General features: G+C 62.3%; 22 protein-coding genes. 12 read left to right on the forward strand and 10 right to left on the reverse strand.

Translation table 11 applies throughout. The annotated features are described in order from the left end of the window. On the forward strand, window positions 1–752 hold a 752-nt coding region (locus VJR29_07065; GenBank protein HKY63162.1), incomplete at its 5' end, for an aldo/keto reductase. Between the two features lie 327 nt (window positions 753–1,079). On the opposite strand, the gene VJR29_07070 is transcribed toward VJR29_07065, so the two are convergent. After that, the gene (locus VJR29_07070; GenBank protein ID HKY63163.1) at window positions 1,080–2,780 is read right to left on the reverse strand and encodes a hypothetical protein; all 1,701 of its coding nucleotides are present in this window, start codon (window positions 2,778–2,780) and stop codon (window positions 1,080–1,082) included. Between the two features lie 331 nt (window positions 2,781–3,111). On the opposite strand from VJR29_07070, the gene VJR29_07075 reads away from it, so the two are divergent. Beyond that, window positions 3,112–3,606, forward strand: a complete 495-nt coding sequence (locus tag VJR29_07075; protein HKY63164.1) for a hypothetical protein — start codon at window positions 3,112–3,114, stop codon at window positions 3,604–3,606. Between the two features lie 7 nt (window positions 3,607–3,613). On the opposite strand, the gene VJR29_07080 is transcribed toward VJR29_07075, so the two are convergent. The 5 genes from VJR29_07080 to VJR29_07100 form a co-directional block, all read right to left on the reverse strand. Further along, the gene (locus VJR29_07080) at window positions 3,614–5,290 is read right to left on the reverse strand and encodes a CSLREA domain-containing protein (GenBank protein HKY63165.1); all 1,677 of its coding nucleotides are present in this window, start codon (window positions 5,288–5,290) and stop codon (window positions 3,614–3,616) included. A gap of 179 nt (window positions 5,291–5,469) precedes the next feature. Beyond that, the gene (gene groL, locus VJR29_07085; GenBank protein HKY63166.1) at window positions 5,470–7,110 is read right to left on the reverse strand and encodes a chaperonin GroEL; all 1,641 of its coding nucleotides are present in this window, start codon (window positions 7,108–7,110) and stop codon (window positions 5,470–5,472) included. 27 nt (window positions 7,111–7,137) lie between these two features. Then, window positions 7,138–7,437 (reverse strand): co-chaperone GroES, encoded by a 300-nt coding sequence (groES, locus tag VJR29_07090; protein HKY63167.1) that lies wholly within the window; start codon window positions 7,435–7,437, stop codon window positions 7,138–7,140. A gap of 147 nt (window positions 7,438–7,584) precedes the next feature. Continuing rightward, window positions 7,585–7,857 carry a DUF507 family protein gene (locus VJR29_07095; protein ID HKY63168.1) on the reverse strand — a complete coding sequence of 91 codons (273 nt, stop codon included), beginning with the start codon at window positions 7,855–7,857 and terminating at the stop codon, window positions 7,585–7,587. A 68-nt stretch (window positions 7,858–7,925) separates the two neighbouring features. Then, window positions 7,926–8,207, reverse strand: a complete 282-nt coding sequence (locus tag VJR29_07100; protein HKY63169.1) for a DUF507 family protein — start codon at window positions 8,205–8,207, stop codon at window positions 7,926–7,928. Between the two features lie 38 nt (window positions 8,208–8,245). On the opposite strand from VJR29_07100, the gene aroF reads away from it, so the two are divergent. From aroF to VJR29_07115, 3 genes are all read left to right on the forward strand, one after another. Continuing rightward, a complete protein-coding gene (gene aroF / locus VJR29_07105) occupies window positions 8,246–9,262 on the forward strand; it encodes a 3-deoxy-7-phosphoheptulonate synthase (protein HKY63170.1) in 1,017 nt (338 codons plus the stop codon). 79 nt (window positions 9,263–9,341) lie between these two features. Continuing rightward, the gene (hemE, locus tag VJR29_07110) at window positions 9,342–11,261 is read left to right on the forward strand and encodes a uroporphyrinogen decarboxylase (protein HKY63171.1); all 1,920 of its coding nucleotides are present in this window, start codon (window positions 9,342–9,344) and stop codon (window positions 11,259–11,261) included. A gap of 149 nt (window positions 11,262–11,410) precedes the next feature. Beyond that, a complete protein-coding gene (locus VJR29_07115) occupies window positions 11,411–12,514 on the forward strand; it encodes a hypothetical protein (protein ID HKY63172.1) in 1,104 nt (367 codons plus the stop codon). Between the two features lie 138 nt (window positions 12,515–12,652). Here the strand turns inward: VJR29_07115 and VJR29_07120 are convergent, their stop codons facing one another. From VJR29_07120 to hemN, 4 genes are all read right to left on the reverse strand, one after another. After that, the gene (locus VJR29_07120) at window positions 12,653–13,300 is read right to left on the reverse strand and encodes a hypothetical protein (protein HKY63173.1); all 648 of its coding nucleotides are present in this window, start codon (window positions 13,298–13,300) and stop codon (window positions 12,653–12,655) included. Further along, window positions 13,293–14,309, reverse strand: coding sequence for a ferrochelatase (gene hemH / locus VJR29_07125; protein ID HKY63174.1), 1,017 nt, complete (start codon window positions 14,307–14,309; stop codon window positions 13,293–13,295). Before hemH ends, VJR29_07120 begins: the two co-directional genes overlap by 8 nt. A gap of 1 nt (window position 14,310) precedes the next feature. After that, entirely contained in the window at window positions 14,311–14,742 is a 432-nt protein-coding gene (hemJ, locus tag VJR29_07130) for a protoporphyrinogen oxidase HemJ (GenBank protein ID HKY63175.1), read from the reverse strand. A 227-nt stretch (window positions 14,743–14,969) separates the two neighbouring features. Next, the gene (hemN, locus tag VJR29_07135) at window positions 14,970–16,349 is read right to left on the reverse strand and encodes an oxygen-independent coproporphyrinogen III oxidase (GenBank protein ID HKY63176.1); all 1,380 of its coding nucleotides are present in this window, start codon (window positions 16,347–16,349) and stop codon (window positions 14,970–14,972) included. A 120-nt stretch (window positions 16,350–16,469) separates the two neighbouring features. On the opposite strand from hemN, the gene VJR29_07140 reads away from it, so the two are divergent. From VJR29_07140 to VJR29_07170, 7 genes are all read left to right on the forward strand, one after another. After that, the gene (locus tag VJR29_07140; GenBank protein ID HKY63177.1) at window positions 16,470–18,764 is read left to right on the forward strand and encodes an ATP-binding protein; all 2,295 of its coding nucleotides are present in this window, start codon (window positions 16,470–16,472) and stop codon (window positions 18,762–18,764) included. A 104-nt stretch (window positions 18,765–18,868) separates the two neighbouring features. Continuing rightward, a complete protein-coding gene (gene kdpF, locus VJR29_07145) occupies window positions 18,869–18,952 on the forward strand; it encodes a K(+)-transporting ATPase subunit F (GenBank protein HKY63178.1) in 84 nt (27 codons plus the stop codon). Window positions 18,953–18,969: 17 nt separating this feature from the next. Continuing rightward, window positions 18,970–21,030 (forward strand): potassium-transporting ATPase subunit KdpB, encoded by a 2,061-nt coding sequence (kdpB, locus tag VJR29_07150; GenBank protein HKY63179.1) that lies wholly within the window; start codon window positions 18,970–18,972, stop codon window positions 21,028–21,030. Continuing rightward, a complete protein-coding gene (gene kdpA / locus VJR29_07155; GenBank protein ID HKY63180.1) occupies window positions 21,027–22,712 on the forward strand; it encodes a potassium-transporting ATPase subunit KdpA in 1,686 nt (561 codons plus the stop codon). The genes kdpB and kdpA overlap by 4 nt, the downstream gene beginning before the upstream one ends. Window positions 22,713–22,714: 2 nt before the next feature. Next, window positions 22,715–23,269 carry a potassium-transporting ATPase subunit C gene (locus tag VJR29_07160; protein HKY63181.1) on the forward strand — a complete coding sequence of 185 codons (555 nt, stop codon included), beginning with the start codon at window positions 22,715–22,717 and terminating at the stop codon, window positions 23,267–23,269. Between the two features lie 14 nt (window positions 23,270–23,283). Continuing rightward, complete coding sequence (locus VJR29_07165; protein HKY63182.1) at window positions 23,284–25,962, forward strand: sensor histidine kinase KdpD; 2,679 nt, start codon at window positions 23,284–23,286, stop codon at window positions 25,960–25,962. Further along, window positions 25,959–26,651: a response regulator gene (locus VJR29_07170; protein ID HKY63183.1), complete on the forward strand. Its 693-nt coding sequence runs from the start codon at window positions 25,959–25,961 to the stop codon at window positions 26,649–26,651. Before VJR29_07165 ends, VJR29_07170 begins: the two co-directional genes overlap by 4 nt. Window positions 26,652–26,814: the final 163 nt, after the last annotated feature.

Consider the following 26,814-nt stretch of genomic DNA (forward strand, 5'->3'; position numbering starts at 1 on the left):
GCCATCGCCCCTACGTGGCCACCAAATGTCCGCCCAAAAACATGGTATGGCCGCCGACGCCGGGGATTCGGGCCGAGGAGGCCTTTCCGGCCGATTACCTGATCGGGAAAACCGAAACGTCGCTCAAGAACCTCGGCGTCGAGCGGCTCGACCTTCAGCAGCTTCACGTGTGGAACGAGGAATGGCTGGAGCAGGGCGATTGGCGGGAAGCGGTGGCCGCTCTGAAAGCCCAAGGCAAGATCCGTCATTTCGGGGTTTCGCTCAACGACCACCAGGCCGACTCCGGCTTGAGCCTGGTGGCCGGTGGCCTCGTCGATTCGATCCAAGTCATCTACAACCTTTTCGACCAAAGCGCGAGGGAGCGGCTCTTTCCGCTGTGCCGCGAGCGGAAGGTCGCGGTCCTGGTGCGGGTGCCTTTGGACGAAGGCGGCTTGAGCGGCAAGCTACGGGTCGACACCGTTTTCCCGAAGAGCGATTGGCGACATTTTTATTTCAAGGAAGGGCGGCTGGCCGAGACGGTCGAGCGGGCCGGCGCTTTTTCCTTCTTGGTGCGGGGAGAAGTCGAGACTTTGGCCCAGGCCGCCCTCAAGTTTTGCCTGGCCGAGCCGGCGGTTTCGACGGTGCTTTGCGGGATGCGTCAATCTTCCCATGTTGAGGAAAACACTCGGGTTCCGGAGCTGGGCGGATTTTCCGAAGCCGAGCTCAAAAAGGCCTATGCTTTGGCTTGGCCCCGGAATTACTATCTCTTTTGATTGGGCCTTCGGATTTCCGGTTAAGACGACAATGTGGGGCAACTTCAGGGGCAGGTCGCCGATCTTTTTAAAGATAGCGGCACCATGTTTTCTTGCGCTGGGAAGGCTTCTCACTTTCTCACGCAGAAGGGCGCTTGGGCTCTCGGGTCTGGGCGCCTTTTTTGTATAATCTTCCCCCAAACAATATTCCCCTCTCCCCTTGCGGGAGAGGGTGTCTTCGGTCGAAGACCGAAGACGGGAGAGGGGGCGCGGCATAAGCAGCATTTGCTTAGTGCCACGCCCCCTCTCCCGCCCCTTCGGGGCGACCTCTCCCGCAAGGGGAGAGGTTTAGAACTCGATGAAAATCGTCGATCGCACCGCGTACGCGGGCGAGGCCCGGTCAAATTGGATCGCGTTGATCGGATTGCCGTCGAGGACCGAGTTTTCGAAGTCGTCGTTCTTGATGTCGAAGACGCCGCCGGGGATGAAGACGCCGCCGGTGATGTTCCAGATCAAGTGCTCGAAGAACTTGGCCTCGAGGATGACGTCGGCCTCGATGCCGTACCAGCGGCTCTCGTTGACCACCCGGGGCAGGGTCGGGATGCCGGTGATCTCGGCGAAATCGATGTCGAAGACTCGCGAAGGCGCCCAGGCGGTGAGGAAGTGGCCGCCGACCTTGAAGTACTGGGCCTGGGGAATGGCGTTGGAGATGTCGAAGCGGTGAAGGTAAGTGCCGCCGACGTAGATCGCGTTGTTCACCCGGTTGGAAGTGAGGGGCAAGTTGCCGAGCTTGGTTTCGCCGTTGACCTGGATGGCCGGCGAGGTGCCCAGCGGCATGTTGAAGAGCATCAGGGCCACTTCGTAATCCGGCCGGAAGCCGAATTGGGTGATTCGCTCCGAGAGCGGCGAAGAGTCGCCGGTGGCCAAGCCGGCCATGAACTTCCACTCGCCGCCGAAATCGTATTTTCCTTCGACCTCCAAGGCGCCCAAGTGGACTTGCAGGCTGTTGTCGCCGTCGAGGCAGACCGGGTTGGGCAGGGGATTTTCGAAGCCGGCCGGGACCGAGATCGCGTTGATGCAGACGTCGGTTCCGATGGTGCCGCCCAGGAAGACGTACTCGGCGGCGACCCGGTAAGGTCCGCGCTGCCATTGGCCGTAGAGGTCGAAGAAATAAGCCCGGGTGTTGCCGTCGATGGCGCCGGGCACCTCGTTGCCGTTGGCGTCGAGGGCAGTGCCTTCGCGCCGGCCGGTGCCGTCACGGAGCCGGACGCCGGAGTAGGTGCCGATCTCCCAATCCTGCCGCTTGTAGATCAGGGCGGCGGTCAGCTGGTAGGTGCCGTTGCTGACGGTGCCGATGTTTTCCTCGAGCAAGCCGATGGTCGGATCTTGCTGGTCGTTGAAGACGAAGTCGGCCAGCAAGGCGAAAGCCAAGCTGCTCGAGTCCGAGAAATCGTATTTTCCCAAATACAGGAAGCGGTCGAAGGTGTCGCCGAACTTGGCGTACATCCCGTTGCCGTCGTTCTGGAAGATGCCGAGACCCCAGTTGCTGGGCTGGCGGCCGATGCGGAATTTTCCGATCGGGGTCAGGATGTCGACCCAGAGCCGGCGGACGTTGAGGCTTCCGCCGCCGCCGGTGACGATGTCGCCGGCCTCGGGACCGGTCACTCCGAAGGCGCCGGCGCCGCCGGGCAGGGTGATGGTGCCGACGATCGGGTTGAAAACCGTGAGCTGGGTGACGTCGTTGGTGCCGAAGATGACGTCGTCGAGCAGGTCCAATTGAGCGTGAAAGGAGATGTTGTCGTTGATCTTGAGGATCGGGTCGATCCGGAAGCGCTGCTGGCCGAAGAGGATGTTGCCGAAGCGGTCATTGCCGAGCTGCTTGCCTTGGGCGATGTTGGAGGGCTTTTGGGTGTCGAGATCGAGGGACCAGTCGACGAAGAGCCGGTAGTAGCCATGGGCCGAAAAGCTCAGGGCCTGGGCCGAGGTCGAGGTGAAAGTGCTGATCGCGAGGGCTCCGGCCAGGGCAAGAAAACGACGGAAGCGCTTCATGAAAAAACCTCCAAGGGGCTCTCGAAAATCTTCAAGTGATTCAACGCGTTAGAATCCAGCAGGTCTGGCGCCGAATCTAGCACCTCCCCTAAAAAAGGCAAAAAGAAATTAGCGGATTCCGGAAAAAGCACGATCTCATTCCCCCCTTTGAAAAAGGGGGGTTAGGGGGGATTTAAGGGCCGTGGCAAACTGCTGCGAGCATTGCGGCTGCGGTCGCCGCGTTAAATCCCCCCTCGGTCCCCCCTTTTTCAAAGGGGGAAGCTTTGAGCCGAAAATCTCTGGAAGCAACCGTGGCCTTGCTTTAGCGATAAAGGCCAAAAAAGGGGCTCATATGATACCTGTCATTGCCGCAGCCGTTTTGGTTGCCGGTTTTCTCAGCGGATGTTCCCGGTCCAAGTCTAAAAACGAGATTCCCAAGGAAGGGGAATGCACCCCTTCCAAGTTCTCCAAAAATTATGTTTCGAATTTCCAGCTTTCGACGGCGGAAGCCGAGCGACTTTGCCAAATTCAGGACACCGGAAATAGAGCCGAGTTGGAAGAAAAATACTACGAATGCGCCCGAAGCTTACACCGGATGGGTAAAGTCCAGGCGGCAAACACCATTTTCAATTCCATGATGCTGCATTCGCCCGATCAGGCGATGCGTGATTTGGCTAAACAAGGCCGGAAAGACATCATCAATGACCCGGAGGCCTGGAAGTACAGCCCGATGCAGCATGGGGTCGTCACCGGCTATTGCGATTTTAGCCACTTGGATCTCGATCGAAGTTTTGTTTATTTCGTCTCGCCGAGCCAGGACGCCGGTCCTGAACCCTCCCATCCATAGAGTCCCGCTATTTAGCACTTCGACGTCGGAGCAAAGCCAAGCTCAGGAGCAGGAGCATCGGCCAGGCTCCGAAGCTCGACGCCGCTTGGCCGAGGCTGCAACCGCCGCCGCTCAAAGCGACGTTGTCGCCCAGGTCCGGAGTCGGTGTCGGACTGGCGCTGGCCGAGGGGGTGGCGCTCGGCGTCGGGATTGCGGTGGGCGTCGGTGTGGGGGTTGCGGCCGGAGCGCTCGATCCGGCCAGGCAAGGCGAGAACTCCGAAGTGTCGCCGGTGACCAAGTTGGTCGCGGTGGCGGTGAAGAAGCCGCCGAAGGGCACGGCGAAGGTCTGAGAGAAGGTCGCATTGCCGCTGCCGTCGGTCGTGACGTCGGCGGTGCCGAGCAAGGCTTGACCCTCGCCGAAGCCCGAAGGGTCGCAATTGTCGTTGACGAAGAATTGGAGCCTAAAATCGCTGTTGGCCGGGCCGTTGAAGGTGCCTTCGAGCAGAACGTCGCTGCCGCTCGAGTCGTCGGCCAAGGTGAGGATTGGGAAATTTTGCAAGCCGTTGGGGCCGACGTCGACATCGCCGGCATCGTTGGCCGTGACATCATCGTTGCTAAGATCGATCCCCAGTCCGCCGTTGGAGTGGATGAGGTTGCTCAGGATGCGGTTTCCGGTCGCGGCCGTCTCAAGGAAGCCGATGCCGCGGTCGCCGTTGAAGGCAATGATATTACCCTCGCCCCCGCCTTCGCCGCCGATATGGTTGTCGATGGCGCCGTCGCGGACCAAGATCCCCATTCCGGCATTGGGCAAGGCTGAGGCTCCGCTGCCGCTGGTGCCGATGAAATTCCCTAGGACCTCGTTGTCGTCGGTCCCGGCGAGGCCGCCGCCGATCTCGACTCCATTGCCGCCGTTGCCCGAGATGACGTTGTGCTGCAGCAGCGAGAGGCCGACGGTGTTGCCGTTGGCGCCGTTATTGATCACGATGCCGCACAAGTCGTTGGGGAGCGCGGCTGTGGCCGAGATGTCGGTGCCGATGAAATTGGTCTCGATCCGGTTGCCGGTGGCCTGGCTCCCGACCACGTGGATTCCGCAAAAGGCGTTGCCCGAGATCAGGTTGAGCTGGCCTTGGAGCGGGCCGCCGATCACCGCGTTCTGGCCGCCGAGCGAGATGCCATGGCCGCCGTTGCCGAGATCGGCGGTTCCGCTGACGTCGGTCCCGATGAAATTGCCTTGGACCACCGCGTCGGCGGTCGAGCCGCCGATGATGATGCCGGTGCCGGGAAAACGGTTGATCACCAGGCTCAAGATCGTCACGGCGTCGTTCACCCGCAGCCCCCAGTCACCGGGCGCCACCGCGCCGGTGCCGTTCAGCTCGACGATCGGCATGCCGGCATAGCCCGGCTGGGTCGTGCCGTCGATGGTGATGCCGTCGTCGATGTCGGGCAGGGTCGAGGTCGGTGCGATCGTCACGGCGCCGGAGCCGATGGCGAAAGCGATCGTATCGTCGGCGGTGCCGGCCGGACATTCGCCGGCAGCGGCGCCGGAAGCGGTGTTGGAGTTGGCGGCGGTGATCGCCTCGCGCAGGGTGCAAACGCCGTCGTTGGCGACGGCGTCCGAAGCGCTGCTGACGGTGATAGTGGCGGCGGTGAGCTCGGTCGACCAAAGCGCGAGCAGCGCCGTCGACAAGGCGAAGACTTTCTTCATCCGAAACACTCCTCTAAAAGCGTTTCCCCGAAAACGCAGATAGCCCTCTGAGCAGCGCTCTTAGGGTATTTCCCGGCGTGGGCGCAAGGGAAAATCCCGTGCTTGACCCTCAGCTCCAATAAAAAGCCCCGCTGACCGAAATCAGCGGGGCTTCGAATGAAAAGGCGCTTCGGCCGGGCTTACATCATGCCGCCCATGCCACCCATGCCGCCGCCCATGCCGCCGCCGGGGAGCTCTTTCTTCTCCTCGGGCTTGTCGGCGACGAGGGCCTCGGTGGTGATCATCAGGGCCGCGATCGAGGCCGCGTTCTGCAGGGCCGAACGGGTGACCTTGGTCGGATCGATGATGCCGGCCTGGAGGAGGTCTTCGTACTCCTCGGTGGCCGCGTTGAAGCCGAACGAGGTGCTCTTGCCGGCCTTGATCTTGTCGATCACGACCGCGCCCTCGACGCCGGCGTTCTCGGCGATCTGGCGAGCCGGCTCCTCGAGGGCCCGGCGGACGATGTTGACGCCGCTCTGCTCCTCGCTGCTGCCCTTGACCTTCTCCAAGGCCGGGATGCAGCGGATCAGAGCCACGCCGCCACCGGGGACGATGCCCTCTTCGACGGCCGCGCGGGTCGCGTGGAGGGCGTCCTCGACGCGGGCCTTCTTCTCCTTCATCTCGACCTCGGTGGCCGCGCCGACATTGATCACGGCGACGCCGCCGACCAGCTTGGCGAGGCGCTCTTGGAGCTTTTCCTTGTCGTAGTCCGAAGTGGTTTCCTCGATCTGGGCCCGGATCTGCTTGACCCGACCCTCGATGGCTTCCTTCTTGCCGGCGCCGTCGACGATGGTGGTGTTGTCCTTGTCGACCACGACCCGCTTGGCCTTGCCGAGATCGGTGAGCTTGACCTCTTCCAGCTTGAGGCCCAGCTCCTCGGCGAGGAGTTGGCCGCCGGTGAGGGTGGCGATGTCCTCGAGCATGGCCTTGCGGCGGTCGCCGAAGCCCGGGGCCTTGACGGCCGCGACTTGGAGAGTGCCGCGCAGCTTGTTGACGACCAGGGTCGCGAGAGCCTCGCCCTCGACCTCTTCGGCGATGATCACCAGCGGGCGACCCAGCTTGGCGATCTGCTCGAGGACCGGGAGCAGCTCTTTCATCGAGCTGATCTTCTTCTCGTGGATCAGGATGTAGGGATTTTCGAGGACCGCTTCCATCCGCTCGGGATCGGTCACGAAGTAGGGCGAGAGGTAGCCGCGGTCGAACTGCATGCCTTCGACGACGTCCAAGGTGGTTTCCATGCCCTTGGCTTCCTCGACCGTGATCACGCCTTCCTTGCCGACCTTATCCATGGCCTCGGCGATGATGTCGCCGATGGTCTTGTCGTTGTTGGCCGAGATGGTTCCGACCTGGGCGATCTCCTTGCGGTCCTTGGTCGATTTGCTGAGCTTCTTGAGCTCGTCGATGCAGATCGTGACGGCCTTCTCGATGCCGCGCTTCAGCGCCATCGGATCGAGGCCGGCGGCGACCATCTTGGCACCTTCGCGGAAGATCGATTGGGCCAGGACGGTGGCGGTGGTGGTGCCGTCGCCGGCGACGTCGCTGGTCTTGCTGGCGACTTCCTTGACCATTTGGGCGCCCATGTTCTCGAACTTGTCTTCGAGCTCGATTTCCTTGGCGACCGAAACGCCGTCCTTGGTGATGGTGGGGGAGCCGAAGCTCTTCTCGAGGACGACGTTGCGGCCCTTGGGGCCCAGCGTGACCTTGACGGCGTCGGCCAGGACGTTGACGCCGGCGAGGATCTTGTTTCGGGCGTTTTCTTCGAAAGCGATAATCTTAGCCATTTTGAAATCTCCTTTGAAAAATTTAAATTAGAGAACCACCGCTTGGATGTCGCTCTCTTGCAGGATGAGATACTCCTCGTCGTCGACCTTGATCTCGGTCCCGGAGTACTTGCTGAACAGAACCTTGTCGCCGACCTTGAGGTCGATCGGGATGACCTTGCCGGTGTCGTCGATCCGGCCGCTGCCGACGGCAACGACTTCGGCTTCCTGCGGCTTCTCTTTGGCGGAGTCGGGAATGAACAAACCGCCCTTGGTTTTTTTGGCCTCGTCTAAACGTTTTACGATGATCCGATCCCTCAAAGGACGGATATTGAGCTTCTTTGGCATGGGTCCTCCTATGCTAAATATATGAAAATATTAAAAAATATTATTCCAAACGGTCGTTAGCACTCCAAGTGAACGAGTGCCAAGGACTGGGGTTCATATAAATTTCAGGCCGAGGCTGTCAAGAGATGTGGATAAAATTTCCAGGACTTAGAAGCGGCGGCGGTTGGCCTCTTCCTCATAATACTTCCGGTAGAGGATGTCCCATTCCCGGGATCCCTCCTGGACCCCGCGCTTCAGCGAAGCGATGGTTTTGCGGGCCGCGTCGTCGATCTGGTCGTCGGTCTGGAGGTAGTCGGTCATCGCCCGCTTGATGCACTTGAGGGCGTCCTCGTCGTTGCTGTAGTCGGCCAGATTATCATTATAAAGGGCGTCCCAAACCAAGTGGGCGAGGTGGGAGATGCGGTCTTCGGAGAGTTTCATAAATTAGGGAAACGGGGCTAAAGCCCCTTGCTACGTGATCCCGTAGCCAGGGGCTTTAGCCCCGCCTTTCATAAGACAAATTTTCGATCCTTAGCCAATTGCTTGCGGATCTTCTGCAGGGCCTCTTGTTCATTGACTCCGCCGGGCGGAAGCTTGGACTTGAACTGGTCGAAGAGCCGCTTGGCCTCCTCGTCGAGCTTGTCCTCGGCCTGGAAGTTGGCGATCATCACTTGCTCGATCTTGGCCTGGATCGCCTCGGGCTCGGCCTTGAGGATCAGCAGATTCTTGGCCTTGAGCTCGCTGAAGACCCGGGCCGCGATTTTTTGGATTTGTTCTTTCTTCAGCCGCATGGATATGCTTCTAGACCATCTATTGAGCGGAGACAATCGTGATCATCGTGATGAAAACCGACGCCACCCCCGAGCAGGAAAAGGCGGTCATCAAGCGAATCGAGGAAATGGGCTTCAAGTCCCACGTCATCCACGGCCAGGACCGCGACGTCATCGGCGCGATCGGCCATGAAAAGAAGAAGCTGGACCTGATGGCCCTCCAAACCCACGCCGGGGTCGAGGCGGTGATCCCCATCTCCAAGCCCTACAAGCTGGCCGGCCGGGAGCTTCACCCCAAGCCGACCGCGGTCAAAGTCGGCTCCTTGAAGATCGGGCCGGGAACCTTTGCGGTCATGGCCGGGCCTTGCAGCGTCGAGAGCGAGGCCCAGATCGTCAAGACCGCCCAATCGGTCAAAGCCGCCGGCGCCCAAATCCTGCGGGGCGGCGCCTACAAGCCCCGGACCTCGCCCTACGACTTCCAGGGCTTGGCCGAGGAGGGGCTGCGGCTCTTGGAGATTGCCAAGGCCGAGACCGGCTTGCCGCTGGTCACCGAGGTCATGAGCCAGCGCGATGTCGAGAGGGTCGAGCGCTCGGCCGACATCCTTCAGGTCGGCGCCCGCAACGTCCAGAATTTCGCCCTGCTCAAGGAGCTGGGCCAGGCCAAGAAGCCGGTCCTGCTCAAGCGCGGCATGTCGACGACGATCAAGGAATGGCTGATGAGCGCCGAGTACATCCTGTCGGAAGGCAATCGCGACGTGATCCTCTGCGAGCGCGGCATCCGGACCTTCGAGACCGCGACCCGCAACACCCTCGACTTAAGCGCGGTGCCGGTGCTCCGCGAGCAGACTCATTTGCCGGTGATCATCGATCCCTCCCACGGCACCGGCGTCCGCGACTATGTGCCGCCGATGGCGATGGCCGCGGCCGCGGTCGGCGCCGACGGCTTGATGGTCGAAGTCCATCCCACCCCCGAGACCGCCTTGAGCGACGGCGCCCAGTCGCTGACCTTGGAGATGTTCTCGGCGATGATGGCGAAGCTGAAGCCCTTGATCGAGCTGGTGGGGAGATCGTTGTAGGGGCGGGCCCTTGCCCCCGCCTTGGGCACGGACATTGTTGGGTAGATGGGGCGACCGCGAGGGTCGCCCCTACATGTATATGCCGAATTCAGATAAAAACTTCGCCGGCCTCCGGGTCCTCTCGCTGGAGAGCCGGATGGCCGAGCCGATGCGCAAGCTGGTCGAGCGGGCCGGCGGCCTCGCCTTCAGCGCCCCTTCGATGCGCGAAGTTCCGTTGGAAGACAACGAGGACGCTTTCCGCTTCTTCGAGGAGCTCGAGGCCGGGAAATTCGACCTGCTGATCTTGATGACCGGTGTCGGGCTCAAGGCCTTGCTCGCCATTCTCGACAGCCGCTGGCCCAAGGAGCGGGTTCTCGCCGGCCTGGCCAAGGCCAAAGTCGTGGTGCGGGGGCCCAAGCCGCTTTCGGTCTGCCGGATCAACAAGATCCCGGTCGCGGTCACCGTGCCCGAGCCCAACACCTGGCACGAGATCCTGACGATCCTCCAAGAAGAATCCATGATCGCCGGCCAAAGGATCGCGGTGGTCGAGTACGGCGTTTCGAACCAGACTTTCCTCGAAGAGCTGAAGGCCCGCGGCGCCCAGCTTCGCACCCTGCAAGTTTACCGCTGGGGCTTGCCCGAGGATCTGGCGCCGCTGAAAGCCGGGCTCGACAAGATCCTGGCCGGGGAGATCGACGTCCTGCTTTTCACCAATATGGCTCAGGTTTATCACCTCTTGCAGATCGCGGCCGAAAAAGAGCTGCCACTGCGCCGGGCCCTCCATCGCGTCGCCCTCGGCTCGATCGGCCCGACCACCAGCGAGGCCCTGAGCGAGACTCAGCTCTTCGCCGACTATGAGGCCAGTCCCAACAAGATGGCCGACTTGGTCGAGCAGATGGCCGGCGTCGCCGGCGAAATCGTGGAGCGCAAGCGGGCCCGGGCGGCCGATTCCTGGATTCGAATCGCGACGCCGAGGCTCCCGGCGGCCTCCGAGTTGCAAAATTCGCGGATGATGAAAGCTTGCCGCCGGGAGCCGGTCGATCGGATTCCGGTTTGGTTGATGCGCCAAGCCGGCCGCTACATGGCCGAGTACCAGCGGGTCCGCGGCGGGGTCGATTTCCTGACGCTCTGCAAGACGCCGGAGCTGGCGGCCCAAGTGACGCTGGACGCCGCCGAGCGGCTCGGCGTCGACGCCGCGATCATCTTCGCCGACATCCTGCTCTTGGTCGAGCCGATGGGGGTGCCGCTGGAATTCAAGGAAAGCCTGGGGCCGGTGATCGGCCGGCCGGTCCGCAGCGCCGCCGACATCGATCAATTGAAGCCGGTGGACCCCGAGGCCGGCCTCGGCTTCGTCTTGGAGGCGATCCGCCGGGTTCGCCGGGAAATGAGCCCCAAGCTGCCCTTGATCGGCTTCTGCGGCGCGCCCTTCACCGTCGCCGCCTACATGATCGAGGGCAAGGGCTCACGCAATTACATCCCGACCAAGGTCCTGATGCGGGAAGATCCGGCGGCTTGGCATCGGCTGATGGAGAAGATCACCACCGCGTCGGTCGCCTATTTGAAGGCCCAAGTCGCCGCCGGCTGCCAAATCCTGCAGGTCTTCGACAGCTGGGTCGGCTGCCTCGGGCCCGAGTCTTACCGCGAATTCGTCCTGCCCCACATGAAGCGGCTGTTTTCGGAACTGCCGGCGGGGGTTCCGACCATTCACTTCGGCACCGACACCGCGACGCTCTTGGAGCTCATGAAGGAAGCCGGCGGCGACGTCATCGGCCTCGATTGGCGAGTGGATATCGCATCGACCTGGGACCGGCTGGGTTCGGTCGCGGTCCAGGGAAATTTCGATCCGGTGCTTTTATTCGCCAAGCCCGAGGCGATCCGCGCCGAAGCCGAGCGCCTCTTGGCCGCGGTCGGCTCGCGTCCCGGCTACATCTTCAATCTGGGTCACGGCATCTTGCCGGAAACGCCGGTCGAGAACGTGTTGACCTTGGTCAACTTTGTTCACGCTTGGCCTCTTGGCTAATTTCATTTCATTCGTTAGTATTACGCCAAAACGTAGGTGCTTAGGGTTAGGGTGTCTGGCGGTATAGGGGCTCGCAACGTCTTGATACGTTTCTCCTAGGCAAGGTTCAATCCATTCAAATCTCGAGGTGAGCTATGAAAAAGCTGTTCATGGTCGTCGCACTCCTCTGCCTGGGAGCCTGTGGCGGAAATCAAATCGGCATTTCTGAAACTTCCTTGGAAGAGCAAATCCACCAAGCTGAAGCGGTGGCGCTCGGTGGCGAGAGCGCCGACGCCAAAAACTTGGGCCTGCTCGACGGAGTTTCGGTGGGCGACGGGATGGTGAAAGTGTCCCTGAACATCCCGACGAGCCAGGGCGCGGTGGCGGCGCGGCTCTACTTAAGCGCGGAGTGCCTGCTGAAGCAGGATCGCCGTTTGGTGGCGCTGGTTCAAGGCAGCCTTGCCAATGGCGGTGGTTATTACGAAATTTCCATTCCGGGCCGCGAAGGCTTCAATGCGGCACGGCTGTTCGCCAAGGCCGGCTACTGCCCCTTGGTGGTTGACGGTCTGGGAACCGGAAGTTCCTTCCATCCTGAAGTCGGCCAAGGCGTGGACAGCAATGACACCGCCTTCTCGGTGGCGGCGGTGGCCCGGCCGGTCGCGACGATCTTAGGGATCCCGAAGTGGGACGTCTACGGCGAAACCGGATTGGGCAACAACGTCGCCTTGGTGCTGGCCCGCCGCCACGACGTCCGCTCGGTCGTCATCTCGACGCCGTTCTACCGGATCTTTGGCCTGGCCTCGGGCATGCTCTTCGATCCGGGCTTCCGTGCCTTCGTCGCGTCGATCCCCTATTTGCCGAGCGATCCGGCTGCTTTTCCGCCCTTCTTCGGACCAACTTATCCGGACGTTTTGGCGGCGGCGATCGATTCGATCGTGGGGCCGCCGCCGGGGGCCATCCCCACCGGGGTTTTCCTGGAGCTGGCGGCGATTCCCTTTAGCTTCGATCCGGCCATCGGCTTCACTCTTGAAGCGCCGATTCAAGCCGCCGAGCCGGCCCGAGCCGACGCGCTCTTCATTCAAGGCTCGCCCGATCCGGCGGGCAGCGAGGCCGGCACCGCCGAGCAGGTCGCGGTTTACGGAGCGACCGGCGGTGGCGAGGCCGAGCTCGTCACCTTGACCGGCGTGTCCCACCTGATGCGCTTCGACATCTCGAACGACGGCCCGGCCAGTCCCTTCTGGTCGGCGACGCTCGACTTTTTGTCGGATCATTGAAGATTTCCACCCCCCTTTGAAAAAGGGGGGCAGGGGGGATTTAAAAGCCGTTGCAAAGCAATCGAGCTCGATTTCAGGCTCTTTCTTCCAGCGACCGCTTTAAATCCCCCTTAATCCCCCTTTTTCAAAGGGGGAAAATCAGGGCTCTTCAGCGTCTTGAAAATGGTGCAGGGTCTGTTTGAAGAAGTGGATTCCTTCGACCAGATAGATCGAGGCCGCCGTGAATTGGAAGCCGATAAAGGCGAGGTGCCAGTGCCGAGCGATGAAAATCTCGGGCCAGCGCGAGATGACCAAGTAGGCGGCAACGTTGAAAGTGAAGCTGAAGGGCAGGACGTAGCGGACATTCCTTTGCTGCGAACGTTTCGCCGCATTGAATAGCGCCAGGGTCGACGGCGAGCGGAGGCGAGGGACGGTCCGCTCGATCATTTTCAGATCCCAGAAGAACAAGCTCCAAATGAAGATCGCCAAGACCGCGAAGAGCGCGAACCAGTGGGAGGGTCTGGAGACTTGGGTAAAGGCGATGGCCTGGATGAAGGCCGTGACGATGTAGATGAAGGTATGGCCAAAGTCCATCGGCCACCGAATGATCGTCAAGGTATGGATGATGGCCCGCGACCAGAAGAGAAAAATGATCACCAGGCCGGTGGCGACGTAGGGCCAGAAGAAATATTGCTCCCCCAGCAAAATGGCTCGCGAGCTGTCGACGAGGAAAAAGAGGGTGACGCCCTGGATGATGCTGATCAGGGTCAGCTCGATGTTCAGGGTAAGGCCGTCGAGTCTATTCATGGGCCCCCCGCACCATCTCGCTCACCGCTTCGACCCATACCGGCTCGGCATTGAGCGAAGTGATGAGCCGAAGGTCCCCGCCGAGGCCTTGGGCCTGCTCCTTGGCCCGGATGCCGATCTCTTCCAAAGTCTCCAGGCAATCGGCGACGAAGGAGGGGCAATAGACCGCGATCCGCTTCTTGCCGGCGGCGATCAGCTCCGGAATCACGAAATCGGTGTAAGGCTTGATCCAGGGCGTGCGGCCGAGCCGGGATTGAAAACTGACGCTGAATTTTTCGGGAGCCAGCTGAAGCTCGGCGGCGATGGCCCGGGCGCTGGCGAAGCTATGGGCCCGGTAGCAAAGGCCGTTGGCCGGAATGATCTTGTCGCAGCAGTCCGGCGATTTCAGGCAGTGGTTGCCGCCGAGGTCGATTTTTTCGATTTGCCTTTCGGGCAGCCCGTGGAAGCTGAACAGCACGTGATCCGGCCGGAAGCTCTCCAACTGGGGCCGGCCGATCTCGGCGAAGGCGTGGACGAAGCCGGGATGATCGAAAAAGGGCATGAGGAAGCGCAGTGGAACCGGGTTTCCCCACTTTTTGGCGATCCGAAAGACCTCGGCCTGGCTCGAACCGGTCGCGGAGCTGGAGTACTGGGGATATAGCGGGAAGACCCGGATCTCCTTGACGCCGCGCTCGAGCAGATGCCGCAAAGCCGATTCGATCGAAGGCTCGCCGTAGCGCATGCCGATCTCGACGGCGAAATCCGGTCCCAGCCTTTCGGCGACCGCCCGGCCCAAGCTGCGGGTGTTGAAGAGCAGGGGCGAGCCGTGGCCGGTCCAGATCTTCCGGTAGGCTTTGGCCGACTTCGGCGAGCGGAAAGGCGCGATGATGAAATTCACCAGCAGCCAGCGGGCCACCGGATTGATGTCGATGACCAGCGGATCGGAGAGGAATTGCCGGAGGTAACGGCGGACCGCCGAGGGCGTCGGCACGGCCGGAGTTCCGAGGTTGATCAGGAGGACGCCAATCATCCTAGCTCCAAGGTTTCACCACGACCATGATCACGATCAAAAAAAGCAGCAGGGTCGGGACTTCATTGATGAAGCGGCAGGCCCGCTCCGAGAGGAAGAAGTCGCCGCGGGCGAATCGTTTGGCCACGATCCCGGCGAAGACTTGGTAGGCGATCAAGCCGGCCACCGCGGTCAGCTTCACATGGAACCAAGGCGCCCGCAAGACCGAGGGATTCATCGCGATGAGCAGGATCCCCAAGAGCAGAGTCAGGAGCATCGCCGGATGCATGATGACGTAGAGCAGCTTGCGCTCCATCACGGCATAGGCCCGGCGCATGTTCTCCTGATCGTGGAATTGGCGGTGATAGACGAAGAGCCGGAAGATGTAGAAGAGGCCGGCGAACCAGGCGACCATGAAGATGAGGTGGAAGGCCTTGACCCAGAGATAGAGCATCGCTCTTGGGCTTAGGCCAAGGTTCGCGCAAGAACAAGCGTAAATTCCAGGTCATCCTGAGCGAAGCGAAGGATCTGCGAAGGCCAAGGTTCTTGGAAAGACTCCTCCCCTTCGGTCATCAGGTGGGAGTTCGTAGAGAGCGAAGGGGCTACAGATTTCCTTTTTTCTTGGTGGGTCGCAGATCCTTCGCTTCGCTCAGGATGACAAGGACCCGCTCAGGATGACAATTAGACGGTTTTCGAAAAGGTCGGGTTCTTGGCCTGGCCTTGGATCGCCGGCAAGTAGCGGTCGAAGCTCATCGCGATGTTCCGCAGGAAGAGAAAGCCCTCGCCCTTCACCGTCAAAGCCCGGGGCGAGACCTCGACCAGGCCGTCGCCGGCCAGCCCTTCGAGGCTTTTCAAATCCTCGGCGAAATATTCATCGAAAACCAAGCCCCACTTCCGCCCGAAGTCGGCGGTATCGACCCGGCCGAGACACATGATCCGAGTCACCAAGTCGCGCCGGATCAAGTCGTCGCGGCTCAGCAGGAAGCCGCGGAAGCTGGCCAGCTCGCCCGAATCGATGGCGGCTTCGTAGGCCGGCAGCTCCTTGAGGTTCTGGAAATAATTTCCGCCGACGAAGGAGATGGCGCTGACCCCGAAGCCGATCTGGTGGGCGTCGGCCTTGGTCGAGTAGCCCATGAAATTGCGGTGGAGGCTTCCGTCCTCGGAGGCCCGGCTCAGCTCGTCCTCGGCCAAGGCGAAGTGGTCCATGCCGATCGAGCGGTAGCCGGAGGCGAGGAAGGTTTGGTAGGCCAGCTTGAAGAGCTCGAGCTTGAGCTCGGGCGGCGGCAGGTCCGAATCCTTGAAGGAGCGCTGGACCGGGCTCTTCCACGGGACGTGAGCGTAGCTGTAGACCGCGAGCCGATTGGGCCTGAGCTCCAGCACTTGGGCCAAGGTTCGCCGCCACTCCGCCATGCCTTGGCCGGGCAGCCCGTAGATCAGGTCGAAATTGAAGGAGTCGAAGCCGAGCCGGCGCAGCAGCGTCACCATCTCGGCCGTCATCTCATAAGTCTGGAAGCGGTTGATCAGGGCTTGAACCTTGGGATCGAAATCCTGAACCCCGAGCGAGATCCGATTGAAGCCGAGCTTCGCCAGGTTTTCGCAGAAGGCCGGGGTGCTGGTCCGGGGATGCATCTCGATCGCCCATTCGGCCGCGGCCGAAACTCCGAAGCTCTCCCGGATCGCGGCCGCGATCTCCGACAATTCCTCCGGCTGAAGAAAATTGGGAGTGCCGCCGCCGAAATGAATTTGGCGGACTTCGCCGACGTCGGAGGGCAGGGCCGCCGCCACCCGGTCGACCTCGGCCAAGACTCGGTTGACGTAGGGCCGGGAGCGGGAGTGATCCGAGGTGATCACCTGCATGCAACCGCAGAAGTGGCAGAGCTTTTCGCAGAAGGGAAGGTGGAAATAGAGCGAAAGGGTTTCGCCGGCCTTCAAGCTCCGGAGGCTGGCCCGGTAGTCCTCGGGCTTGAGGCCTTCGACCCAGGCCGGCACGGTCGGGTAGCTGGTGTAGCGCGGGCCCGCGACATTGTATTTTCGCAAAAGTGTGAGCAGACGGTCCTGCATGAAGCCGTTTCCTTGCTGTGGATATATCGTAAAACCCTATGAAAAAACTAGACAACTCCCACCGCGTTCTGGAGATAATACGCCCCATAGGGATTCGCCACAATTTTCGAGGAAAGCAGAATGGCTCCGGCAGCACTCTCGTCTGGCATCTTGCGCCCGGTTCCTTCTCCACTGGTGGGGATTGGCCACAGCTCCCTATTATCCGGAATCATTGAAAATTTGCCGGCCGGCGGAGCCAATGCCGCCTTGGGCCGCGAGCTGCGCTCGCTCGACCGGGAGCGGGATCCGGAGCTTTTGGCCGAAGGGCTGCTGAATTTGGCGGCTCGGCAAATGCAGGCCGGCCGGGCCGAAAGCGCCGCCCGAGTCTTTCCGGCTCTTCACCGCCTGGCCGAAAACACGTCGGTGCCCGAAACTTTGCGCCGGCGCATCTCGGGTCAGCTGGCCGCTTTCCAAGGCCAGGGCAACGTCGGCCAAAAGGTCGAGCATCACCTCCAAAATTTTTTCCACGAAGCCATGCATCCGGCGACCTTGGCCGGATTCGCTTTCGGCGCCGGAGCTTTTCAAGGCGCCCGCCTCCTGGCCCTGAGCCGGCTCGGCGTCGCGCCGGCTGGATTTTTCACCCGAGGCTTCGGGGCCCGCTTCGCCGGCGGCGTCGCCGGTTGGGCCGCCGAGGTTCCGGCCCTGACTTTCGGGAGCCGCGGCGTTCGAGCCTTGATGGGCGAGCGGTTGGAGTGGAGCCGGCAAAGTGTGGGGCGGGAGCTGGCCAGCACCGCCATCACCTTGGGGCTGATGCGGGCCGCGGGCTACGGAGCCCGGCGGGCCCTCGAGACAGTCCACGGCCTGCCGGCCGCCAGCCAATCCTTGCGTTGGAGCGGAGCCGTTCCCTTCTCGGGTCCGGCCCTGCAGCAAAGCGCGATGCTCGGCAGCTTGATGCTGGCCCACGACTTCGAGGCTCGCTTGGGACTGAGACCGGCCTCCGACCTCGCCGGAAATTTCAGCGAATCGCTTTTGACGCTGCTGCACTTCAACGTCGCCGGCCGAATTTTTCACGAAGTTCAACCGCGGGCCTTCGCCCGGGCGATTCAAGCGGCCGAGAGCCGCAGCCAAGACCTGTCGGGGCCGCGCTTTTCTTGGCCCCGGCTCGAAATTGCGCCGCGGGTCGCCGCTGGCTTCGCCATCAGCGGGAAGTCTTGGCGGCCGGAACCGATCCAGGTTTCGATGATGGGCGAGCTTCCCAAGCATCGTCCCTTGAGCGATCCCCGAGCCGCCGGCGAAGCGCGGCCCCAGTCCAGCATCGCCGAAGCACCTTTCAAGTTCCGCAACATGATGGAAGATTTGGCGGATCCGATCATGGTGACCGATATGGTCGGACGATTGATCTATATGAACCGAATGGCGCGGGAGTTGGTCGAGCAAACGCCTTTGGAATGGCTGGAGGGCAGGATCTCGGATTATTTCCGGCCGCTCGAGGGCGAAGAGGGCATTTTCGCTTTTTCCCGCCGCGGCAAAGATGTCGGCTATTGGAACATTCGATCCCAGCCGATCGAGGGAAGCGAAGGCTATCAGATGCATCACTTCTCCGACCGCACCGAGCTGCGGCAGCTGCAGGAAACGGCCGGTCTCGCGGAATTGCGGGCCAGTCTCGCCGAAGGCTTGGTCCATGACGTCGGCAACATGGTGGCCTCGGCTTACCTGCATGAGCGGAATATCGAGAACATGCTCGAGCGGTCGGAGCCGGTCAGCGAGCGGCCGCCGGTCCACGATCGAGCGACGATTCCGCCCGGCGCCCCGAGCCGTTTTCAGGCGACGGGCCGTTTTTCGGATTCGGAATCCCCGATCTCTTTCCGTTCCTCGATGGCCACTCTGCTCAGCGGCATTCGCGAGCTGGGCGACCTGCTCAGCAACACCGTCGAGACTTTCCGCGAAAGCCGGCAGATGCTGAGTGGAAGAAGCGACGTCCGCCTCATTCCGATCCAGCCCTTGCTCGAAAAAGCCCTGCGCTACAACGAATCGATGCGCGAGCGCTCCGGGATCAAATTGGTCACCGACTTTAGCCAAGAGCCTCCGATCATGTTCGGCGAGCAAGGCCCGCTCATGAGCGCGATCTTGAATCTCTGCATCAACGCCTGCCACGCCATGCCCAACGGCGGTTTCCTTCGAGTCCGGACTTCGGCCAACAACGGCTTGGTCACCATCGAGGTCGAGGACACCGGGACCGGCATCGCGCCCGAGAATTTGCCCCACATTTTCGAGCCCCATTTCACGACCAAGGAGCATTCCGGCGGCACCGGCATGGGCTTGGCCAACGTCCATTTGGTCGTCGTGCGGGTTCACCGGGGCAAGATCGAGGTCGAAAGCGAGCTCGGCCGCGGCACCACCTTCCGCCTCATCCTTCCGCAAGTCCGGCGGCGTTAATTAATTCCCGATTTTTTTATCAATTTTTTACAAGCCTTGGGCTGTAATTTACGCCGGCTTTACGCGCCTTGCCTTAGCTTCAGGCTCGAAAGGAAAAGACGTCCATGGAAACCGCCGCCGTTGGAATCATCGCCTTGCTGCTCTTCGTCTACCTCTTCATCGCCGTGCTGCGGCCCGATAAGTTCTAAGCCGCTCGGAGATCTCTATGACCACGAATAAACCCGCCTCGCTTTTCGCCTGGAACCTGGTCGGCCCCGCGGTCGCCAATTCCTTCAAGAAGCTGGATCCGCGGCTGATGCTCAGGAATCCGGTGATGTTCGTCACGCTGGTCGGAGCCGTTTTGACCACCGGCGCGATTTTCACCTCGCCGGGGAATCGGGGCTTCGTCGCTCACTTGGCGGTCTGGCTTTGGTTCACGGTTCTTTTCGCCAATTTCGCCGAGGCCATGGCCGAAGGCCGCGGCAAGGCCCAGGCCGACAGCCTGCGCAAGTCCCGCAAGGACACGATAGCCCGGCGCCTGGTCGACGGCCGGGAAGAGCGGGTGCCGGCGCCGATGTTGCAAAAGGGCGACGTCGTGGTCTGCGAGGCCGGCGACACCATTCCGGCCGACGGCGAGGTCCTCGAGGGCATCGCGACGGTCGACGAGGCCGCCATCACCGGCGAATCGGCGCCGGTCATCCGCGAGAGCGGCGGCGACCGCAGCGCCGTCACCGGCGGGACCCGGGTGATCAGCGACCGCATCGTGGTCCGCGTCACGATGGAGAAGGGCCAGGGCTTCCTCGACCGAATGATCGCGATGGTCGAAGGTGCCAAACGCCAAAAGACGCCGAACGAGATCGCATTGACCATCCTCTTGGCCGCCCTGACCCTCATCTTTTTGCTGGTCACCGTGACCCTGAAGCCCTTCGGCATCTATTTTTCGGCGGATTTCACCATTCCGGTCTTGATCGCCCTCCTGGTCTGCCTGATCCCGACGACCATCGGCGGACTGCTCAGCGCCATCGGCATCAGCGGCATCGACCGCCTGATTCGGCACAACGTGATGGCCACCAGCGGCAAGGCGGTCGAGGCCTCCGGCGACGTCGACGTCCTGCTGCTCGACAAGACCGGAACCATCACTCTCGGCAACCGGATGGCCACCGCTTTCTTGCCGGTGCCAGGCATCGCGCCGGTGCGGCTGGCCGACGCGGCCCAGCTCGCTTCGTTGGCCGACGAGACTCCCGAGGGGCGGAGCATCGCGGTCCTGGCCAAGCAGCAATTCGGCTTGCGCGGCCGCGAAGTGGCCGAGCCCCACGCGGTCTTCGTGCCTTTCACCGCCCAGACCCGGATGAGCGGGGTCGACTTCCCGCCGCTCGCCGGCCAGCCGGCTCGAATCATCCGCAAAGGCGCGGCCGAGGCCATGAAGCGCCACGTTGAATCATTGGGCGGCGTTTTCCCCAAGGCGATCGAGCAATCGGTGGAGGAAGTCTCGCGCAGCGGCGGCACGCCGCTGGTGGTGGCCGAGAACCAGGAGGTCTTGGGCGTCGTTCAGCTCAAGGACGTGGTCAAGGGCGGAATCAAGGAGCGCTTCGCCCAGTTGCGCCGAATGGGAATCCGGACCGTCATGATCACCGGCGACAATCCGCTCACCGCGGCGGCCATCGCGGCCGAGGCCGGAGTCGACGACTTCATGGCCCAAGCCACGCCCGAGGACAAGCTGCGGCGGATCCGGGAAGAGCAGGCCAAGGGCCACCTCGTCGCGATGACCGGCGACGGCACCAACGACGCGCCGGCGCTGGCCCAAGCCGACGTCGGCGTGGCCATGAACACCGGGACCCAGGCCGCCCGCGAGGCCGGCAACATGGTCGACCTCGACAGCAATCCGACCAAGCTGATGGAGGTGGTCGAGATCGGCAAGCAGCTCATCATGACCCGCGGCGCGCTGACCACCTTCAGCCTGTCCAACGACGTCGCCAAGTACTTCGCGATCCTGCCGGCGATGTTCGCCATGGTCTATGCCGAGCCCGGCAAGGCCGGGCCGCTGGCGGCCCTGAACATCATGGGCCTGCATTCGGACAAGTCGGCGATCCTGAGCGCGGTGATCTTCAACGCCTTGATCATCGTCGTCCTTATTCCGCTGGCCTTGAAAGGCGTCGCCTATCGCCCGGCCGGGGCGGCTGCGGTGCTGCGGCGGAACCTCTTGATTTACGGGCTGGGCGGAGTGGCGGTGCCTTTTCTCGGGATCAAGCTCATCGACCTGATGCTGGTCGGATTGGGGCTGATATGAATTTACAAGCCATCGTTTTGATCGCGCTTATCCTCGGCCTCAGCGCTTTGCTCTCCTGGCCGCTGGGCCGCTACATGAAGTGGGCCATGGATCCGGAGCCCTCGGACGGCGGCTTGGCCGCCAAGCTCGATCGCCTCTTCCATGGCTTGGGCGGGAGCTTCACCCGCCGGCAACAGAATTGGAAGCAGTACGTCCTGTCGCTGCTGGTCTTCAACCTGGTGATCTTCTTGGTGAGCTTCGCTTTCCTGGCCTTGCAACCCTACTTGCCGCTCAATCCCGACGGCAAGGGGCCGATCGAGGCCAGCCTGATTTTCAGCACCACGGCCTCCTTCGTCACCAACACCAATCTCCAGCACTACTCCGGCGAAGTCGCGATGAGCTATTTCTCCCAGCTCTTCGCCCTGATGTGGCTGCAGTTCGTCACCCCGGCCACCGGCTTGGCGGCCTTGGCCGCGCTGGCCCGGGGCTTGGCCGGCCGCCAGGAGATGGGAAATTTCTTCGTCGACCTCCAGCGCGCGACCTTCTTGGTTTTACTGCCGGCGGCCATGGTCGTCGCGGCTCTCTTCGTGCTCGGCGGCCTGCCGATGACCTTGGACGGCGTGGCCAAGGCTGCGACCCTCGAAGGCCTTGAGCAAGTGATCGCCCGGGGGCCGGTGGCGGCCTTCGTCGCGATCAAGCAGCTCGGCACCAACGGCGGCGGCTTCTTCGGGCCCAACAGCACCCATCCGCTGGAGAACCCCAGCTTTTGGACCAACGGGCTCTCGACGGTTTCGATCGTCCTCATCCCGATGGCCTGCGTCTGGATGTTCGGCTGGATCGTGAAGCGGATGCGCCATGCCACGGTGGTTTTCCTGGTCATGTTGGCTCTGATGTCGGTGCGGATTGCCGGCGCGGTCCATTACGAATCGGAGCCGACCCGGGCCTTCTCGAGCTTGGCCATCGAGAAGAACCAAGGCAACCTCGAGGGCAAGGAGCTGCGCTTCGGCGCCGCGGCCGGGCCGCTTTGGGCGGTGCTGACGACTTCAACCAGCAACGGCTCGGTCAACGCGATGCATGACAGCCTCAATCCGATGACCGGGCTGATGCCGATGATCGGGATGTGGCTCAACGAGGATTTCGGCGGGGTCGGCGTCGGCTTCATCAACATGTTCATCTACATCGTCCTCGGCGTCTTCGTCGCCGGCATGATGGTCGGCAAGACCCCCGAATACCTGGGCCGGCGGGTCGAGGCCGGGGAGGTCAAGCTGGCGGTGCTGGCTCTCTTCTCCCATGCCTTGTTCATCCTGGCCCCGGTGGCGCTCTTCGCCGCGACCGATTGGGGCGCCCAGACCCTGAACAACGTCGGGTCCCACGGCTTCAGCGAGATCCTCTACGAGTTCAGCTCGGCCACGGCCAACAACGGCTCGGGCTTCGAGGGCTTGGGCGACAACACCGTTCCCTGGAACGTCGCGACCGGTCTCATCATGCTCCTGGCCCGCTTCATTCCGATCATCCTGCCCTTGGCGATCGCCGGCTCCTTGGCGGCGAAGCGGCCCGCCGCCGAATCGGCCGGCACCTTGGGCGTCGAGGACGGGACTTTCGGGATCATGCTCTTGGCCACCATCCTCTTCGTCGGAGCCTTGACTTTCTTCCCGGCCGCGGCCTTGGGGCCGATCGCCGAGCATTTGCAATTCATGAGGTAGATATGAAATCGCTCATTGCCAGCCTTCGTCTGACCCTCGTCACCTTGCTCGTCGTCGTGGCCGGCTACACCGCGCTGATCCTGGCCTTCGCCAAATTGGCGGCGCCGGATACCGCCCAAGGCTCTTTGCTCCTGGGCGCCGAGGGCAAGGTGGTCGGAAGTCGATTGATCGCCCAGAAATTCACTCAGCCACGCTACTTTTGGCCCCGGCCCTCGGCCGTCGATTACAACGCTACCGCCGCCGGCGGCAGCAACAAGTCGCCGACCAGCAAGGATCTGACCGAGCGGGCGGCGAAGACCGTCGCCGAGTACGGGGCAAGCCCCGAGCGGCCACTGCCGGCTGAATTGGCCGCCGCCTCCGGCGGTGGGCTCGACCCCCACATCACCGAGGGGGGGGCTCTCTATCAAGCCGAGCGGGTGGCCGCGGCCCGGCGCTTGCCGGTGTCGGAGGTTCAAGCGCTGGTCCATCGGCAAGCCTTTGCTCCCAGCGGCTTTTTCGCGCCCCCTAAGATCGTCAATGTGCTGGAATTAAACTTGGCTTTGGACGCCAAGCCTTGAAAAATAGCTCCTGAATGGAGAAGACACGGCCCAATCCCGATGAATTGCTGGCGGCAATTCGAAAAGAGGAGGTTAAAACCCAGCGGGGAAAGCTGCGCCTTTTTTTCGGGATGTCGGCCGGCGTCGGCAAGACCTACGCGATGCTCCGGGCGGCCCAGGAGCAAAAGAAAGCGGGCCTCGACGTCGTGGTCGGCTTGGTCGAGACCCACGGCCGGGCCGAAACCGCCGTCCTGCTTCACGGGCTCGAAGTCTTGCCCCGTAAAAAAATCGAATATCGCGGCACCGTGTTGGAAGAGATGGACCTGGAAGCGGTCCTGGCCCGCCGGCCTCGCTTGGTGCTGGTCGACGAGCTGGCTCACACCAACGCCCCGGGCTCGCTCCATCCCAAGCGCTATCAAGACGTCATCGAGCTGATGGAGGCCGGGATCGACGTCTATTCGACGATGAACGTCCAGCACTTGGAGAGCCGGGTCGACGTCGTCCAGCTGATCACGGCGGTCAACGTGAGGGAAACGGTTCCGGACTCGGTGCTGGATTTGGCCGACCAGATCGAGCTCATCGACATTTCGCCCCATGAGCTGCTGAAGCGCTTGCGCGAAGGCAAGATTTATCCGGGCGAGCGGGCCGGCCGGGCGATAGACCACTTCTTCCAAGAGAGCAACCTCACGGCGCTGCGCGAGATTGCGCTGCGCGCCACCGCCGACAAGGTCGATCAGGATCTCCAAGGCTTGGCCGCCGAGCGGCCGACCGAAGGGCCTTGGGGGGCGGGCGAGCGGCTGATGGTGGCGGTGAGCCACAGCCCCTTCTCGGAGCGGTTGATCCGGGCGGCCCGGCGGATGGCCGTCCAGATGGACACCTCCTGGGTCGCGCTTTACGTGGATACCGGCCACACCCTGAGCGAGGCCGACCAAAATCGCTTGGTCAAAAACCTGGAATTGGCTCGGGAGCTGGGCGGCGAGGTCGTCACCACCCAAGACGCCGATGTCGTCGCCGCGATCCAGCGAGTGGCGCTGGCCAAGGGCGTGGTGCAGATCGTGATCGGCCGGCCGGAGCGGCGCTTCTGGCAGGATCTGGTCCGCGGCGGCTCCTTGGTGGACCGATTGGCTCGGGGAGCCCGCGGGATCGACGTCCACATCATCCGGCAGCCCGAGGCCGAGCGCCGGCCCTTGAGCCTTTTCCCGAGGATCCGGGCCGAGGCCCGCTGGTCGGCCTATCTCAAGGTCACGCTCTTCATCCTGGCGATCGCCGGCCTGAATGCCTTCCTCGATCCGATCCTGGGCTACCGCGCCGTCGGCTTCGTCTTCCTCTTGGGTGTCATCGGGGTAGGGCTTTTTGCGACCTTGGGACCGACTCTGCTGGCCGCCACCTTGAGCGCGCTCATTTGGAACTACTTCTTCATCCCACCGCATTTCACTTTCTACATCAGCGCGCCCGAAGATTTGATGCTCTTCCTGACCTATTTCGCGGTGGCCTTGGTGACCGGCATCTTCACCTTCCGTCTGAAACGCCAGCAGCGCGCCTTGCGGCTCCGCGAGGAGAAGACCAACATTCTTTATGAAATTCTCAAGGCCATGACCCTGGCTCGGGGAGTCGATGCGGTGCTGGAGGTCGCCCTGCAGCGCATCTCCGAGCTTTTCGACGCCGAGTGCGCGGTCCTGACCGAAGACAATATCGTCAAGGGTGCCGAGCCGGCATATGGCGAAATGGCCATCGATGAGAAGGAGCGGGCGGTGGCTGCTTGGTCCTACGATCAAGGCAAGGTCGCGGGCTGGTCGACCGATACCTTGCCGATGTCCTCGGCGATGGCGATCTCGCTCAAGCTGGGTGACCGCAAGTACGGCGTGCTGATGTTCCGGCCGCGATCGATGCGCGAGCTGACGCCGGAGCAGGAGAATCTGCTCTTCGTCATCGCCAATCAGATCGCGGTGGCCCTGGCCAAGGAGGATTTCGACGAGGAGCGGAACCGCGGCCGCCTGCTCCAGGAGTCGGAACGCCTCCATCAAACCCTATTGAATTCGATCTCCCACGAGCTGAGGACCCCGCTGACGGCCATCCTCGGCGCAGCCACCGCCATTCAGCAGAAAGCTTCCTCGGCCGACCCCGAGATCCGCCGGGTGATGAGCGAAGAGATCGTCGACTCGGTCGACCGGCTCAACCGGGTGGTCGAGAACTTGCTCGATATGACCCGGCTCGAATCGGGGATGCTCAAGCCCAAGCGGGAGTGGTTCGATTTGGCCGAATTGGTGGCCGACGCCTTGCTTCGAGTCCAAGCGCCGCTGCGCCGGCATCATGTCGATTGGCAGCCGCCGCCCGATTCGATGTACTTCGAAGGCGATTTTCATTTGTTGGAGCATGCCCTCACCAACCTTTTGCTCAACGCCGCCGCCTATTCGCCGGCCGGATCGCAGATCTCGGTTCGAGTCGAGCGCGAGGGCGAGGCGGCTTGGCTCAAGGTTCGGGACCAAGGGGCCGGAGTGCCCGGCGATTTGCAGGACCGCATTTTCGAAAAATTCTTCCGCTTGCCGGGCAGCCCCAGCGGCGGCTTGGGCTTGGGGCTCTCCATCGCCAAAAACCTGGTCGAGATCCAGGGCGGCCGCGTCGTGGTCCGGCCCGGACCGGGAGGTGGAGCCGAGTTCGCGATCGCCTTGCCCTTGCCGCCGGTTCCCAATTCGCTGCGGGAGACCGAAGCATGAGCCTCGCCCGGAAAATATTGGTGGTCGATGACGAAGCCGCGATCCGCAAATTCCTGAAAGTCAGTCTCGAAGCCCAAGGCTTCAAGGTGGAAGAGGCGGTGAACGGCAACGAGGGCATCACCCAAGCCATCGCGGTTCGGCCCGACTTGATCATCCTCGACTTGGGCCTGCCGGACATGGAGGGCTTCGAGGTCTTGAGCCGGCTGCGCGAATGGTCGAAGGTTCCGGTCATCGTGCTGACGGTGCGCGACGCCGAGGAAGACAAGGTCCGGGCGCTGGACGGCGGCGCCGACGACTACCTGACCAAGCCTTTCAGCGTGCCCGAGCTCCTGGCCCGGATCCGGGTCGCCGAGCGCCATCGCCTTCCGGCCTCGGAGTCGCCGCTCTTCCAAAGCGGAGACTTGGAGGTGGACTTGTCGGCTCGCAGCGTCAAGGTGGGGACGAGGGAAGTTCGGCTCACCGCCACCGAATGGGAGATTCTCCGGCTCTTGGTGGAGCATGCCGGCAAGGCGGTGACCCATCGTCAGATCCTCAAGCAGGTTTGGGGGCCCAATGCGGTCGAGCACACCCAATACCTTCGGGTTTATGTCGGTCATTTGCGGAGGAAGCTGGAGCGGGGAACCGACCAGGCCTTCATTCGCACCGAGCCCGGCGTCGGCTATCGCTTGCTCCTGCTAGGCACGGATTGATTTCCCCCTTTGAAAAAGGGGGATTAAGGGGGATTTAAAGCGGTCGTTGGAAGAAAATGCCTAGAAATCAAACCCGATTGCTTTGCAGCGGCTTTTAAATCCCCCCTGCCCCCCTTTTTCAAAGGGGGGTAACTAACTAATCGCGGTACATGGCTTGGATCTG

It is taken from the genome of bacterium (assembly GCA_035281585.1).
GTDB lineage: Bacteria > UBA10199 > UBA10199 > DSSB01 > DSSB01 > DATEDP01.

Coding starts and splice junctions, on each gene's coding strand:
- groL (HKY63166.1), bottom strand. CDS start 7,110: ATGGCTAAGATTATCGCTTTCGAAGAAAACGCCCGAAACAAGATCCTC.
- hemE (HKY63171.1), top strand. CDS start 9,342: ATGCCGAATTCAGATAAAAACTTCGCCGGCCTCCGGGTCCTCTCGCTG.
- VJR29_07100 (HKY63169.1), bottom strand. CDS start 8,207: ATGCGGCTGAAGAAAGAACAAATCCAAAAAATCGCGGCCCGGGTCTTC.
- VJR29_07160 (HKY63181.1), top strand. CDS start 22,715: ATGAAATCGCTCATTGCCAGCCTTCGTCTGACCCTCGTCACCTTGCTC.
- VJR29_07170 (HKY63183.1), top strand. CDS start 25,959: ATGAGCCTCGCCCGGAAAATATTGGTGGTCGATGACGAAGCCGCGATC.
- VJR29_07075 (HKY63164.1), top strand. CDS start 3,112: ATGATACCTGTCATTGCCGCAGCCGTTTTGGTTGCCGGTTTTCTCAGC.
- kdpB (HKY63179.1), top strand. CDS start 18,970: ATGACCACGAATAAACCCGCCTCGCTTTTCGCCTGGAACCTGGTCGGC.
- hemJ (HKY63175.1), bottom strand. CDS start 14,742: ATGCTCTATCTCTGGGTCAAGGCCTTCCACCTCATCTTCATGGTCGCC.
- VJR29_07165 (HKY63182.1), top strand. CDS start 23,284: ATGGAGAAGACACGGCCCAATCCCGATGAATTGCTGGCGGCAATTCGA.
- VJR29_07120 (HKY63173.1), bottom strand. CDS start 13,300: ATGAATAGACTCGACGGCCTTACCCTGAACATCGAGCTGACCCTGATC.
- VJR29_07140 (HKY63177.1), top strand. CDS start 16,470: ATGGCTCCGGCAGCACTCTCGTCTGGCATCTTGCGCCCGGTTCCTTCT.
- kdpF (HKY63178.1), top strand. CDS start 18,869: ATGGAAACCGCCGCCGTTGGAATCATCGCCTTGCTGCTCTTCGTCTAC.
- kdpA (HKY63180.1), top strand. CDS start 21,027: ATGAATTTACAAGCCATCGTTTTGATCGCGCTTATCCTCGGCCTCAGC.
- hemN (HKY63176.1), bottom strand. CDS start 16,349: ATGCAGGACCGTCTGCTCACACTTTTGCGAAAATACAATGTCGCGGGC.
- VJR29_07070 (HKY63163.1), bottom strand. CDS start 2,780: ATGAAGCGCTTCCGTCGTTTTCTTGCCCTGGCCGGAGCCCTCGCGATC.
- VJR29_07080 (HKY63165.1), bottom strand. CDS start 5,290: ATGAAGAAAGTCTTCGCCTTGTCGACGGCGCTGCTCGCGCTTTGGTCG.
- groES (HKY63167.1), bottom strand. CDS start 7,437: ATGCCAAAGAAGCTCAATATCCGTCCTTTGAGGGATCGGATCATCGTA.
- VJR29_07115 (HKY63172.1), top strand. CDS start 11,411: ATGGTCGTCGCACTCCTCTGCCTGGGAGCCTGTGGCGGAAATCAAATC.
- hemH (HKY63174.1), bottom strand. CDS start 14,309: ATGATTGGCGTCCTCCTGATCAACCTCGGAACTCCGGCCGTGCCGACG.
- VJR29_07095 (HKY63168.1), bottom strand. CDS start 7,857: ATGAAACTCTCCGAAGACCGCATCTCCCACCTCGCCCACTTGGTTTGG.